We start from the raw sequence: 13,216 nt of genomic DNA on the forward strand, positions 1-13,216 counted from the left end.
TTGTGCCTCAAGAAACCCGTACAGGAGAAACACCATGTCGGTCCTTACCCAAGGAACTCAGGTCTATTTCATCGATCCGAATTTCGACAGCAGCGGGCCTGGCGTCCGTGAAGTCGAGTGTGCCACCACCTTCAGCCCGGGCGGCAACCCCGCCGACCAGATCGAAGACACCTGTCTTTCCGCTACCACGCGCAGCTACAAGCCGGGTCTGCGTACTCCCGGGCAGGCGACTCTCGGCCTGAACGCTGATCCGGAAAACGAATCCCACCTGCGCCTACATGAGCTCAGTGAAACTGACCCTTCGCCGACCCTCAAGTGGGCTGTTGGCTGGGCTGATGGCACTGCCGCACCAACCATCAGTGGCCCGGACAGCAATGGTGAATATGACTTCGTTCTGCCCACCACTCGCACCTGGTTCGTGTTCGAAGGCTACATGTCGGACTTCCCCTTCGACTTCGCCGCTAACACCGTGGTTACCACGTCGGCAACCATCCAGCGTTCGGGCGGTTCCGCCTGGATTCCGAAGGTGTAACCCATGCTGTTAAGCATCGATTCTCTGAAAGAACTGGGCGCCTTCAGTGGCGCCCCTGTGGAGCGGGAAATCACCTGGAAGCAGGGCGACAAGGAGCTGACTGCCACTGTCTATGTTCGTCCGCTTTCCTATAGCTCTGCTGTATCCGACCTGATGGCAATCAACGGGAAGGTAGACGGCATCGCCGGACGTATCGCGGCTAGCATTGTCACTGCCGATGGGAAGCCGGTATTCACTGCTGGCGACATTACCGGCGAGGCCGATCCTGACCGCGGCCAGCTTGACGGAAATCTCACTGTTGCTCTGCTCGGCGCCATCGCCGAGGTAAACAACATGGGAAAGACGCCGAGCTCAGCGAGCTAGACGAACTCTGGCATGAGTTGGTCTTGTGCGGGGTTGGCGGCAGGACCATAGCTGAGGCGCAGCAGCGCCTCAGCTATCGAGAGTTCCTGAGCTGGACTCGATATCGAGCTAAGCGTGGAAGCCTAAACGTTGGCATGCGAGTAGAGCGAGGCTCTGCACTTCTCGCAACCCTCTATGCCAACAGCCACAAGAAGGGCGGCGGCTTCAAGATCTACGACTTCATGCAGCACGAAAAAGAACCCGCGATCTCTCTTGAGCAGGCTATGGATGCCTGGAAATAACTGGAGTCAACATGGCATCTAGTAGCCTCGGCACGCTTACGCTCGATCTGATTGCCAAGGTGGGTGGCTTCGTTACTGGCATGGACGCGGCTGAGCGAAGTTCGCAGAAGTGGCGGAAAGAAGTCGAGAAGAACGCCAAGGCTGTTGGTGTTGCGATTGGCGGAGCTGTGGCGACAGGCGCGACTGCACTGACTGCGATTACAGTCAGCACCATCAATTCGGCCAAGGAGATTTCCAACCTTTCCCAGGTCGCCGGGAGCAGCACGACTGAATTTCAGAAGTACGCTGCCGGTGCGAAACTGGTTGGTATAGAGCAGGAAAAGCTCGCCGACATCTTCAAGGATGCTAACGACAAGGTCGGTGACTTCCTCAACACTGGTGGCGGCGCGCTCGCTGACTTCTTTACCAACATCGCTCCGAAGGTCGGTGTCACCGCTGACGACTTCCGCAATCTATCTGGGCCTCAGGCGCTCGGCCTGTACGTGCAGAGTCTGCAGAAGGCCAACGTCAGCCAGGCTGACATGACATTCTACATGGAGGCAATTGCCAGCGACGCTACAGCTCTAACCCCACTGCTTCTGAACAATGCTGAAGGATTCAAGACTCTTGGGGATGCCGCCGAAGCGTCCGGCGCCATCCTTGATGAGAAGACCATTCGTGCTGCGAATGAACTGCAGGCAGCGACCTGGTTGATTGAGCAGAGCGTTGCCGGGCTGAAGAACCAGATCGCAGCGCAGCTGCTTCCGGCACTTAGCGACATGGCTGTCGGATTGCTAGGAGTCAACAACGAAGGTCAGGCCGCGGTCGTCATTGGCGACTTGGTGGTCGATACCCTGAAGTTCATGGCAAAGGCTGCGGTAGGGGCAGTCGGTGCGTTTGACCTTGTAGGCAAGTCAATTGCCGGGGCATTTGCTGTTGCCGCAGCAGGCGTGGAAGGTCTTCAGGATATCGACTGGAGCAACATTACTTCCGGTGGAGCATTCGACAAATTCCAGCAAAACGTCCAGAACGCCGCTGCGACTGTTGGCGAAGACCTTGATGCGACCGCTGAGAAGTATGCTGGATTCATCGATCAGATTGACAAGGCAGGTAGCGGTGGAACGAATGGGAAGATCAAGGAGCTTGCGGATCTTCTTGAGAAGCTGAGGAAGAATGGCGGTAAGGCCGGGACATTCACCGCATTAACCAACGAAGAGAAGGCTGCGCAGAAGGCTGCAGAGCAGGCCGCGAAGGCGCTGCAGAAGCGTTTCGATGAGGCCGAGACCGGTTACGAGCGGCAGATCTCCCTGATCAACACCGAGGTCGACAAGCGAAAGAACGCGACCGAGGTCGCCAAACTCCAGTTCGAGATCGAGTCTGGAAAGCTCAAGGGCATCAATGCTCAGCAGCAGGAGCGCCTCAACGGCCTGGCCGCTGAGCTGGATCGTCTGCAGAAGCTGAAGCTGGCGAACGAAGATGCCGCCAAGGCGGCCGCCTATCGCGCCTCACTGGGCCAGGAGAACAGCACGGCCGCCGCCGGCTTCGACATCGAACTGGCCGGTGCCGGCGCTGGCGATAAATATCGCGCGCGGCTGCAGGAGATGCTCCAGATCCGGCAGAGCTTCAATGAGAAGCTCGCTGAGCTGACCTCCCAGCGGAACTCCGGCGACATCAGCAAGGAGTTGTACGACCAGGAAACGGCGATTCTCCAGGGGGCATTGGATGAGCGCCTGAAACTGCAGGAGGACTACTACGCCCGGGTGGATGAGGCGCAGTCGAACTGGATCGACGGCGTCAACGATGCCTTCCAGAACTACGTCGACAGCGCCACCAACTACAACCAGCAGGCCGCCGACGCGGTTACGAGCATCCTCGAAAGCTCGACCTCGGAGGTGAGCGACGGCCTGTACGACATTGCCACCCAGGCCGAAGGCGTGAGTGATGTCATCGATGGCATCGCCAAGACGATCGGCGAGACCATGGTCAGGGCGCTGGCCGACATGGCGGCGCAATGGCTTGTGCTCCAGGCTGTGCAGTTGCTGACCGGGAAGGCTACCCAGGCCAGTGCCGCCACCGCGCTCTCAGCGAACGCGCAGGCGACTGCGCTGCAGGCTGGCTTGGCGGCGTTCGCATCGACGGCGGCCATTCCCATTGTTGGTCCTATCGCGGCGCCAGGCGCAATGACCGCGGCGCTCGCGGTGGCCGAGCCCATGGCGGCCTCCATCGGGGCATTGGCACTCTCCGGTATGGCGCACGACGGAATTGACTCCATCCCGCAGGACGGCACCTGGTTTCTGCAGAAGGGCGAGCGGGTGACCACCGCTGAAACCAGCGCCAAATTGGACAACACGCTGAACAAGGTGCAGTCGGGGATGAACGAGATGGGCGGCTCTTCGCCGGTGATCAACATCATCGAAAGCCCTGACAAGGCCGGAACTGTTGAGAGGCGCTCCAACAATGGCCAGGAAGTTATCGATGTGATCGTCGCGGACATCATGGGCGATGGGAAAACGTCCAAGGCAATTTCGCAAGCATATGGGATGAAGAGGAGAGGGACGTGATCAAGTACCCAGACGACCTTCCCTGCCCCCAGCGCGATGGCTATGACCTCTCGCCAGTAAGTCCTCTCCTCAGGTCAGCCCTGCAAACCGGTAGGGCGCGGCAGCGTCGGCGCTACACCAGCACGCCAACGATTGCCGCGGTCAACTGGTTGATGGACGACATGCAAGCCCAGTTCTTCGAAGCTTGGTTCAAGGAGGTCCTGGTCGACGGATCGCAGTGGTTCGAGTGCCCACTGAAATCCCCGGTCGGGATGCAGGACTACACCGTTCGCTTCGCCGATATGTATTCGGGGCCGACGCTCGTTGGGGTGAGCATGTGGCGATTCACTGCCTCGCTTGAACTGCGTGAGCGGCCGCTTATTCAACCTGGCTGGGCTTTTTTCCCCGACCTCTGGTTCGGCATGAGCATCATCGACATGGCATTGAACAGGGAGTGGCCTGAAGCATGACCGTCCTTGAACGCGTTTACGCCTCTGGCGGCCCGGAGGTCGCCATCGCCACGCTGGAACTGTCCTGCGACGCCTGGGCCGATTCGCTGTTGCTGTGCCAGGGCTTCGAAGACCAGGCGTTCACAACGGAAGATGCGCGGACGCTCGCCTTTCAGGCAGCCGGCATCGACGTCGCAATCCCGAAGCGCGACAACTCCGGCGCGCAGACAGTTGGCTTCGCCATCGACAATGTCACCGGCGAAGCCCAGCAGCGCATTGATGCTGCGCTGGAAGCCGGCGCCCAGGTGTTCCTAACACTGCGCATCTTCCTCGACACCGACCGCAGCGCGCCGGCGGAGCCACCTTATCGCATGGTGGTGAAGAGCGGTCGATGCTCCGGTACCACGGTTGAGGTAACCGCCGGCTACTACGACCTGATCAACACCGGCTGGCCGCGTGACGTGTACACGACGACCTTCGCGCCCGGTCTCAAGTACATCAGCTGACCCATGTTCGATCGATACCTGACGGCCACCTATGTCGAAGGCGGCCGCGAGTTGCCGTGCCTGGATTGCTGGGGACTGGTGATCCTGGCTCGCGTCGAGCTCTACGGCCTGCCGCGGCTGAGCAACTTCGGCGCGGTCACGCGGCTCACGCCGGTGGACATGCAGCGCGCCTACCGCGCCGAGGTGGAGCGCGCTCTGGTCGAGTGTGAGCCGGCGCCCGGCGTCATTGCCGCGGCGATGCGCGGCGAGCTCTGCGTGCATGTCGGCTTGGTGGTCGAGAAGGACGGTCGCCTGGCTGTTCTGGACATCAACCCGCGCGGCACCCCAACCATTCAGCGCCTGGCCGACTTCGAGGCGCGCTACCTGCGAGTGATCTATTACCGTGACAAAGAGATCATATAAGACGTGTATTTACGAAATTGTTAATTCCGTCAACGGGAAAAGATATATAGGTAGTGCTTCCAATTTTTCAATTAGAAAGTCAGTTCATCTGCACTCGTTGCGTCGTGGTTGTCATAGAAATAAATATCTTCAGAATGCATTTGAAAAATATGGAGAGGAGTCGTTTTCGTTCAATAAATTAATAATCTGTGAGAGGGCGGAACTTCTTTTTTATGAGCAGCTATGTCTTGATAACTTGTCCCCTGAATACAACCTGCATAAGGTTGCCGGCGCTCCATCTGGGTACAGACATAGCGAGGAAACCAAGGAGAAGATGAGGCAGGCATGGAAAGACAGAAGTGCAGATGTAATTGAACGTATAACCAAGGCTCCGAAGCAAGAATGGAAACACACGCCAGAAGGCCTCGCAGCCATATCAAATACGCACAAGACAAGAGTGCGTGGTGACACGGAAAGAAGAAAAACCGCGCTGTCCGTTGGAAAGCTTACAGAGGATCAAGTTTTAGAGATTCGTAGGTTGAGGGCGTCTGGATCGAAATTACTTGATCTATCGAAAATATTTGGTGTTTCTCCAGAAGCAATATCGAATGTCGCGAATCGGAAGACATACAGATGGCTATAGAGATCTATCCGTCGAAGCTCAAGGGTGAGCCGCTGGAGCGGCATCCGATCATCCAGTCGCTGACCATTCGCGAGTGGCTGGTGGCCAACGTTCCGAGTTTCAGCGATCGAGACCTGCACCCGATCACCGTCGGCCTGATCCGCGCTGAGTTTGCGAGCCGGTCCGATCTGACTGAGCAGCAGATAAGTGCGCAGGAGCAGGTCGTGCCAGCGGAAGAGTGGGGCGATACACTGCTGCAGCCGCAGGACGTGGCGCGCATTTACATCGAGCCGCGTGGTACCGATCCGTTCACCATCACCGCTGCGCTGTTCAAAGGTGCCCAGGCAGTCTTCCGCGCGCTAATGCCCAAGATGCCCGGCATGCCCTCGGCGCCGGGCAGCGGAAACCAGTTGAACGACTCATCGGCGAACGCGAACAAAGTCGCCTTGGGCGACGTCATTCCAGAGCTTGCCGGTCGTCCAAAGCGATACCCCGACTACCTACTGCCGCCGCGCAAGTACTTCTCGGGTCCGCGCGAGCAGTGGATGGAACTCCTGCTGTGCGTGGGGAAAGGGGAGTACCAGATTCCCGCCAGTTCGGTGCTTATCGGCGACACCGCGATGCTCGCCCTGGGCGCCGACGCCAGTTACACCATCTACGAACCGGGCGCTGACCTGTCGGCGGAGACTGCCGCCCAGTGGTGGCACACGGCGGCCGAGGTTGGCGCCACGTCCACCGGTACCGCTGGCCTGGAGTTGACGCTATCGACCGACGTCACGCCGTCGCCGACCGCCGCTGCCTACCAGTTCAGCGGATTCACCATCTCCATCCCGACAGGCCAGGGCAAGTTCCCCGATGATTGGGCTGTGGGTCAGGTGATCCGCGTCGTTGCGCCGTATAGCTACACCGTGACCAACGGAACGCCGCGCGATGTGATCACCGGCCCCTTGTCGATGCTGAACGCATCAGTCGGTGATGAGATCGAAGTGGTTGGCGTGAACGGTGGCTACTACACGGTGGACAGCTTCGACGCCACCGCCGGAATGACCCTCGACTATGACTGGGGCGCTCCTGCTGATCAGCTTGCGCTGGGGAGTGGACTCGCCACCATCGGTCCGAAAGGCCTGCTGTACCGGATCGTCACGATCGCAGCCGACAAGCAGAGCATCACTGTTCAGCGCCTTACCTCCAGCGGATCCACTGACCTCGGATGGCCAGGCTTCAACAGCATGACGACCTCGTCTGCAGTCATCAGCCTGGACATGAGTGGATCCGTCGGCGGCTACCGTGGCCCGTTCCCGGCCTGCCCGGAGCGCGAGAAAACCTCGCTGATCGAGTTCGACGTGTTCATGCCGGAAGGCCTGTGCGGTGTCGGCCGGGAAGGGCAGTTCTACCAGATCAGCGTCTTCTACGACGTTGAGTGGCGGGACATGGCCGTCGGCGGCGCCTGGAACGTTGTCCACTTCAGCCACGCCGGCAACACACTCGACCAGCAGGGATTCACGGATCGAATCGCGCTCCCGTATGCCATGCGGCCGGAAGTGCGGATGCGCAAGGTGTTCGTCAACCAGGGCGGCAACTCCACATCCGAGTACCGCGACAAAGCCCAGTGGTATGGGTTGCGGGCGAACCTGCCGGCGAAGACCAGTTACGAGGGGGTGACCATCATCGCGGTGAAGGTGCGATCCTCGGATCGTATCTCCTCGATGACCGACAACAAAATTTCGCTGGTTCCAACTCGTATCCTGCCGACGCGGAGCGGAGGGGCCTGGACGTCTCCGCAGCCAACGCGCGACATCGTGCCTTGGGTGGCCTACGTGGCGAAGTCCATCGGCTACACCGACGCCGACCTGGACCTGGTGGAGCTCGACCGACTGGACGCCATCTGGAAGTCGCGGGGCGACACCTACGACATCGCGATCACCGATGCCGGAACCGTGAAGAGCAACCTCGAGGACGCACTGGACGCCGGCTTTGCGGAACTGACGATCAAGCGCGGCAAGATTTCGCCCGTCCGAGATGAGCCGCGGACCTCCTTCGATCACATGTACACCCCGCAGAACATGACCGAGGGCCTGGTGCGCAGCTTCACCGCGCCAGGGCCGGACGACTATGACGGCGTCGATGTGGAATACACGGACGGGCAGACCTGGGAGAAGGCGACGGTGCAGTGCCGGCTTCCGGGCGATGTCGGGCGCAAGGTCGAGAAGATCAGCGTTCCCGGCGTCACAGACCGGACGCGGGCCTGGCGAATTGGCATGCGCCGGCGGATGGTCCAGCTGTACCGGCGCTGGGACAACATCTGGTCGACCGAGTTGGATGCCCTGAACAGCGACTATCTCGGCTACTGCGCGGTAGCAGATGACGTGCCCGGCTACGGCCAGAGCGCGCTGCTGCTGGGCTTCGAGGCGATTGGTGGCGGCCTGGTGCGGTTGGAATCCAGCGAGCCGCTGGACTGGTCGTCTGCGGATCCGCATCTGGTCGCGCTACGCCGCCCGGACGGTACGCTGTCCGGGCCGTATCCGGCGACGCGGGTCGATGACTACGCCCTCACGATCACGGCCCCCGACTTCATTCCAGACCTGTCCTGGGAGATAGAGCCGCCGCACCTGCTGTTTGGCACTGTCACGCGGTGGTCCTACCCGGTGCTGATCACCTCGATCGAGCCCAGCAGCAACGTCGGTGCCTCTGTCGCCGCAGTGAACTACGACGCCCGCGTCTACCAGTACGACGACGCCACCGCGCCCTGATTCTCGACTTCGTCAACTACCTGAGCCCGCCTAGAGCGGGCTTTTTCATGCCCGGAGAAATGCATGCGCTACAACACTGGGAACCCCGTTGAGCCCAACGGCTCCAGCGATCCGCGCGACGTCTTCGATAACGCCGCAAACTTCGATCTCTTTTCCAACGGGCCGCTGGAGTTCTATCCCGACCGACTCGGGGTGAATCGCCGCAGCTGGTCCGGCATCCAAACCGCGTTCTCTAATTTTATAGCTAACTCCGGCTACGAGTTAATCGGCGATTACGACGCCGACGGTCCGTTGCTAATTTCCGCCCCGAATCAAGTGTTCACAAAGAACGGGGAATACTGGCGGTCCGCTGCCGACCTAGCGTTGCCCTACACCACGGTGGACAACTGGGTGGTGGACCAACCGAAGTTCGTCAGCGTTGGCGATGCAGTGTTGCGCCAAGACCTGGCCGCGCCGACCGGTGCCGCACGCGTCGGCTGGGACCGACTGCCAATCAACGCCGCGATCACGACGGTGAGCCAGGGGCTGGACGCCTCGGCGGTGAACATCTGGGAATTCGCCACGCTGGCCACCGGCTACGCACCGGGCGGGGATATCTCCACGTGGGACTGGCGTCCAGCGAGCCAAGCGGCCCTGGCCTCGCTGCTGCCGGGACAGACCCTGCATTACCCGGCACCGCACGTATACCGTCACGTCAACGCCACCAGTTCGGGCGGCGTCACCATTGTCGACCGCCGCGCCAATGCGGTGGCAAATAACACCCTGTTTGCGCTGACCTGCTCGACCGATCGTATTGCCGTGCGCATCGATGGCGAGGTGCGCGGCACGTCTGCCCTGGACGATATCTTCCGATTCACTGGCAACCATCAAATGTTCTGCGGTCAAGGCACTGTGCGTAACGTATCCGGCGAATTCCTCGACACCAACAGCCAGTCCGATCCCCTGATCCAGTGGTTCCCGTCTCTGGTTCGCCTGGATGGCAACTTCTCGGGATCGCGCGATCTGACCTACTATGATCAACCCACCGTAGGTCTGAACCTGCGTGGGGACGACAACTGGGCAGACCGCAATACCTTCATCGGAGGACCGACGGCACACGGTGCGGGAACTATCCAGTTCGGGATCTACAGCGGCATTTCAAACGTGGCGCGGTTCCGCCACAAGCTGACCCGCAACCACTTCGGCCGCTCGGCCGGTAACGGCGCCTGCTACAGCGGCATCTTCTCCACCTCCCGGGAAAGCGTGTTTGCGAACAACACCGGCAAGTCGGTCCTGGAGCACCTGATCTACAATAACGGGTTCGGTTGCAAGATCGCCTTCAACGACATCGACGATGCCGGGGCCGCAGCGGGCATCCAGAGCTTTGCGGATGACACTCTTATTCAGGGGAACACCGTCAAGAACTGCGCGAGCGGCATCGCCGTGTCGACACTGAACGGCTGCCGCATCATCGGCAACGATGTGTCCGAGGGTATTACCCTTTCGGGCATCTCGCTGCGTACAAAATCCGGCGCGGTCGTTGATTCGGTGGAGTACGACATCATTATCGCCAACAACAACGTGGCCGTTATCGGCTCCCAGAGCCCGATCGACATCGTCATGACCACCGGCATTCGCAATCTGGTCATCTCTGGCAACACCTTGTCGGGCGGCCCTGTCCCTGGTGTCAACGGCGACGAGGCAAACATCCGCGTTCGCTATATCACCGGCGCGGCAGGACTGCTCCGCAACGTGAACATCTACGGCAACACGCACCGCGAGTGCGCCGGCTATGCTATCGCCATGCGTGGCGTGCAGGCCTTCAAGATCCACGACGAGATCATCAGGAACGCCAACGGCGCAACAGCAGCGACCGCCATGCGCTTCTTCACCTGCATCAATGGCGAGATTTACAACAACGCGGTGGAGGATGCTCGTGGCGTCAAGCTGACCAGTCAGATCCTTTTCGCATCGACGGCTGATGGCAACAGCAACATTTTGGCGCACGACAATAACGGCATCGGCCTACTCTCTGCGGCCACTGCTCTCTGTGCCGTACCGACTGGCGAACGCGCCTTTAACAACGGCCAGAACAGCCTGGGCACCAACGGAACCTTCACCATGACCGCAGCAAACGCCCTGGTGGTAGACAGTGCGGTGTCCCCGCAAGCCGCCTCGATCCGGACTGGAGCGCTGATTGAGCTGACGCCGATAGGCAAAGCAGCGGTAGATCAGCAGGCAGGGTCTAAGCGGCTGTATGTTTCTGGGGTAAGTGCAGGTTCGTTCAACATTGCAACAAGTGACGGTTCTGCCGCCGTTTCTGCGACATACACGTATAGGATTATTCAGTGATAATGAATGCGCCATTGCTGGCGCATATTTTCACTTAATCAGTCCTTTTTCCGGAAAATCGTGACTTCAATCTAAGAATTGGCTTCTCGAAAAATAAATAGCTAATTGGTGCGGCAATGATTGCAATCCAAAGCCCGAGGTCTAGCTCTGGCGGGAATTGGCTGTTCATCCTGTACGGACCGTTTCCGGTGAAAACACCCTGCCAAACATAAAGTCCGTAGCTTATAAGGCCTATTGTTGCAAGCGGCTTGAATTCAAGTGTCTTTACTAGAGCTGAGTCCTGATTATGGTAAATATACAGGATTAACAGTGTAATAGAGATCAGCCAAGGCAAATTAGAGCTTACGAAGGCTGGCGATGAAAGCCCCGCCAGCGCGAGAATAAGAACGATGCCAGACGTACCCTTGTCCGATACAATTTTAATAACAAATTCTTTGTTTGCTATGAATGCCCCTATGCATCCAAAAGCGATTGGCGCGGCTGCAGGAAAAGTCCAACGAGAAATATTGTACTCATCAAGGCCTGAAAATAGAGAAACTCCAAAGTAAACGCATGTCGCAGCGAATGCTACCGCAGAAGCTAGAGCAAATCTTGCGCCGATTGCAAAGACTATCGGCCAAATTAGGTAGAAGTGCTCTTCCACAGCTAATGACCAAAAGTGTGACATGGTTTGGTGGTTGCAGCTCTTTGACGCGAAATTTAATGTGTAAGTGTACGCGTGCGCGAATGAACAGCCTTTGATTTGTGCCATTCCCAATGCTGATACTGCAAGAAGAATGGTTATTGCAAGAAAGTATAGTGGGAATATGCGTATTAGCCTTCTCATGAAGAAGTTGTAAATGCTTATTCCCCCGGTTTTCTTCTTTTCGCTTATTAGAAGTAGTGTTATTAGAAAGCCGGAAAGGGCAAAGAATACATTCACCCCAACGTTTGGGCTAAAAACAGAAAGAAATCCGCTATTTGTTACGCCAACCCTAGGCCATATAACTGCGTGAGACATTATCACAAGTATCACTGAAATGCCGCGCAGGCCATCCAGGCCGAGAATCTTGTTACTCATACCGCCCCCGTCATAAGCAAGCCGCGAATGATATCCGCCCATCAATGCTAGTGCCACAACACACGACAGCCAGGCCACGCGCCGGGCTTTCTTTTTCTGGAGAAAATCATGGCTCGACTGACTGAGGCTGCCGCCGGCGGCCGGAACGTGCTCGCCTTCCTGGACATGCTCGCCTGGTCGGAGGGTACTGATCATCCACGCCAGCCCACCGAGGACCAGGGCTATGACGTGATCGTCGGCGGTGCCACCTTCACCGGTTACGCCGATCATCCGCGGCGTCTGGTCGACTTGCCGCACCTGGGCATCAAGTCCACCGCCGCCGGCCGGTACCAGTTGCTGTCCCGCTACTGGGACGCCTACCGCAAGTCGCTGAAGCTCGAGGGCGGGTTCACGCCGGCCAACCAGGACCGCGTGGCCATCCAGCAGATCCGCGAGCGGCGCGCCCTGGCGGACATCCAGGCCGGGCGTATCCCGGAGGCCATCGCCAAATGCCGGAACATCTGGGCCAGCCTCCCAGGCGCTGGCTACGGGCAGAACGAACACAAGCTGGACGACCTGCTGGCCCATTACCTGGCCGCTGGCGGGAGGTTGGCATGACCTGGCTGAAGGTGGTGCCGGCTTGGGCCTGGTGGGGGTTGGCGCTGATCATCGTGGCCGGCGGCCAGCAGTTGCGGGTGGGCTGGGCCCAGGCCGATGCGGCGAAGGCTCAGGCCGAACTGGCCGACTACCGACTGGAGGTCTCGGAGCGTGATCGCCGCGCTGCCGCCCAGGCCCGAACTGAAGAGCAACGCCGCCAGAAGGCGGTCGATGAGGTGGGAAATGAAGCAGATGGGGAATTGGAAGTGGCCCGGGCTGATGCTGATCGGTCTGGGGATGCTTTGCAGCGCCTGCAGCAGCGGTACGCCGAGCTTGAACAGCGCAGCCGAGGCTGCGGCAATGCCCTCACTGCCCAGCTCGGCCAGGCAGCCGAAGGCGAAGCCCGAGTGCGAGCCGACCTGCTCGGCCGGCTCGGAGAGGCTGTTCGATTCTATGCTGCTGAAGCCGACCGCCGGGGAATAGCGGGGCGGGCGTGTGAGGCGGCCTATGACCGGGTGAGGGGAGGGGGATAGGTGCCCAGAACGGGCGGGAAAGGCTGTCTAAAACTAAGTGCCGTCAACCCGGAAATACTGGCTCTCCGGGCGGCCATCTCGGGATTTCGTTTTAGACCGTTTCGGACTAAGACGCAGGCGTAATGCAGCCTGGGGCGATGCTTTTACACTACTGCTGCATTACTGGTTGGTAGCCGGCGCCTCTCCCTATATAAAGGAAGGGGTGGTCATCTTGATGGCAGAAATGCCATCAAAATCGTTTCCGCAACTAAACAGCCGCCCCGCGTGGCAGTAGGTGCGCAGGCCGGTATAATCTGATCGGTTGCGGAAACGA

At 59.2% G+C, this 13,216-nt stretch carries 13 protein-coding genes; 12 read left to right on the plus strand and 1 reads right to left on the minus strand.

Going from position 1 to position 13,216, the window contains the following annotated elements; all coding sequences use genetic code 11:
* Positions 1 to 34: 34 nt before the first annotated feature.
* From AC3B6A_RS08720 to AC3B6A_RS08765, 10 genes are all read left to right on the plus strand, one after another.
* Entirely contained in the window at positions 35 to 532 is a 498-nt protein-coding gene (locus AC3B6A_RS08720; protein ID WP_416775295.1) for a phage tail tube protein, read from the plus strand.
* Between the two features lie 3 nt (positions 533 to 535).
* On the plus strand, positions 536 to 895 hold the full coding sequence (locus tag AC3B6A_RS08725) for a phage tail assembly chaperone family protein, TAC (RefSeq protein ID WP_169890292.1): 360 nt from the start codon (positions 536 to 538) through the stop codon (positions 893 to 895).
* 23 nt (positions 896 to 918) lie between these two features.
* Complete coding sequence (locus AC3B6A_RS08730; RefSeq protein ID WP_488402037.1) at positions 919 to 1,176, plus strand: phage tail assembly protein T; 258 nt, start codon at positions 919 to 921, stop codon at positions 1,174 to 1,176.
* 11 nt (positions 1,177 to 1,187) lie between these two features.
* Positions 1,188 to 3,716 carry a phage tail tape measure protein gene (locus tag AC3B6A_RS08735; RefSeq protein ID WP_488402039.1) on the plus strand — a complete coding sequence of 843 codons (2,529 nt, stop codon included), beginning with the start codon at positions 1,188 to 1,190 and terminating at the stop codon, positions 3,714 to 3,716.
* Complete coding sequence (locus AC3B6A_RS08740; protein WP_488402040.1) at positions 3,713 to 4,165, plus strand: hypothetical protein; 453 nt, start codon at positions 3,713 to 3,715, stop codon at positions 4,163 to 4,165. The genes AC3B6A_RS08735 and AC3B6A_RS08740 overlap by 4 nt, the downstream gene beginning before the upstream one ends.
* Positions 4,162 to 4,650 (plus strand): DUF1833 family protein, encoded by a 489-nt coding sequence (locus AC3B6A_RS08745; protein ID WP_488402042.1) that lies wholly within the window; start codon positions 4,162 to 4,164, stop codon positions 4,648 to 4,650. Before AC3B6A_RS08740 ends, AC3B6A_RS08745 begins: the two co-directional genes overlap by 4 nt.
* A gap of 3 nt (positions 4,651 to 4,653) precedes the next feature.
* Positions 4,654 to 5,052: a hypothetical protein gene (locus AC3B6A_RS08750; RefSeq protein ID WP_488402043.1), complete on the plus strand. Its 399-nt coding sequence runs from the start codon at positions 4,654 to 4,656 to the stop codon at positions 5,050 to 5,052.
* Positions 5,033 to 5,674: a GIY-YIG nuclease family protein gene (locus AC3B6A_RS08755; protein WP_488402045.1), complete on the plus strand. Its 642-nt coding sequence runs from the start codon at positions 5,033 to 5,035 to the stop codon at positions 5,672 to 5,674. Before AC3B6A_RS08750 ends, AC3B6A_RS08755 begins: the two co-directional genes overlap by 20 nt.
* Positions 5,665 to 8,403, plus strand: a complete 2,739-nt coding sequence (locus tag AC3B6A_RS08760) for a host specificity factor TipJ family phage tail protein (RefSeq protein WP_488402047.1) — start codon at positions 5,665 to 5,667, stop codon at positions 8,401 to 8,403. The genes AC3B6A_RS08755 and AC3B6A_RS08760 overlap by 10 nt, the downstream gene beginning before the upstream one ends.
* Before the next feature lie 63 nt (positions 8,404 to 8,466).
* Positions 8,467 to 10,734, plus strand: a complete 2,268-nt coding sequence (locus tag AC3B6A_RS08765) for a right-handed parallel beta-helix repeat-containing protein (protein WP_488402048.1) — start codon at positions 8,467 to 8,469, stop codon at positions 10,732 to 10,734.
* A gap of 34 nt (positions 10,735 to 10,768) precedes the next feature.
* On the opposite strand, the gene AC3B6A_RS08770 is transcribed toward AC3B6A_RS08765, so the two are convergent.
* Positions 10,769 to 11,794 (minus strand): acyltransferase family protein, encoded by a 1,026-nt coding sequence (locus tag AC3B6A_RS08770; RefSeq protein ID WP_488402050.1) that lies wholly within the window; start codon positions 11,792 to 11,794, stop codon positions 10,769 to 10,771.
* A 108-nt stretch (positions 11,795 to 11,902) separates the two neighbouring features.
* On the opposite strand from AC3B6A_RS08770, the gene AC3B6A_RS08775 reads away from it, so the two are divergent.
* Both AC3B6A_RS08775 and AC3B6A_RS08780 read left to right on the plus strand, forming a co-directional pair.
* Positions 11,903 to 12,391: a glycoside hydrolase family 24 protein gene (locus tag AC3B6A_RS08775; RefSeq protein WP_488402051.1), complete on the plus strand. Its 489-nt coding sequence runs from the start codon at positions 11,903 to 11,905 to the stop codon at positions 12,389 to 12,391.
* On the plus strand, positions 12,388 to 12,903 hold the full coding sequence (locus tag AC3B6A_RS08780; protein WP_488402053.1) for a DUF2514 family protein: 516 nt from the start codon (positions 12,388 to 12,390) through the stop codon (positions 12,901 to 12,903). Before AC3B6A_RS08775 ends, AC3B6A_RS08780 begins: the two co-directional genes overlap by 4 nt.
* Positions 12,904 to 13,216 lie beyond the last annotated feature (313 nt).

The organism is Pseudomonas sp. B12(2026) (assembly GCF_057767015.1).

Excerpts from the sequence above, each read along its gene's own strand:
- AC3B6A_RS08725 (WP_169890292.1), top strand. The coding sequence starts at position 536 with ATGCTGTTAAGCATCGATTCTCTGAAAGAACTGGGCGCCTTCAGTGGC.
- AC3B6A_RS08735 (WP_488402039.1), top strand. The coding sequence starts at position 1,188 with ATGGCATCTAGTAGCCTCGGCACGCTTACGCTCGATCTGATTGCCAAG.
- AC3B6A_RS08745 (WP_488402042.1), top strand. The coding sequence starts at position 4,162 with ATGACCGTCCTTGAACGCGTTTACGCCTCTGGCGGCCCGGAGGTCGCC.
- AC3B6A_RS08780 (WP_488402053.1), top strand. The coding sequence starts at position 12,388 with ATGACCTGGCTGAAGGTGGTGCCGGCTTGGGCCTGGTGGGGGTTGGCG.
- AC3B6A_RS08775 (WP_488402051.1), top strand. The coding sequence starts at position 11,903 with ATGGCTCGACTGACTGAGGCTGCCGCCGGCGGCCGGAACGTGCTCGCC.
- AC3B6A_RS08720 (WP_416775295.1), top strand. The coding sequence starts at position 35 with ATGTCGGTCCTTACCCAAGGAACTCAGGTCTATTTCATCGATCCGAAT.
- AC3B6A_RS08765 (WP_488402048.1), top strand. The coding sequence starts at position 8,467 with ATGCGCTACAACACTGGGAACCCCGTTGAGCCCAACGGCTCCAGCGAT.
- AC3B6A_RS08760 (WP_488402047.1), top strand. The coding sequence starts at position 5,665 with ATGGCTATAGAGATCTATCCGTCGAAGCTCAAGGGTGAGCCGCTGGAG.
- AC3B6A_RS08770 (WP_488402050.1), bottom strand. The coding sequence starts at position 11,794 with ATGAGTAACAAGATTCTCGGCCTGGATGGCCTGCGCGGCATTTCAGTG.
- AC3B6A_RS08750 (WP_488402043.1), top strand. The coding sequence starts at position 4,654 with ATGTTCGATCGATACCTGACGGCCACCTATGTCGAAGGCGGCCGCGAG.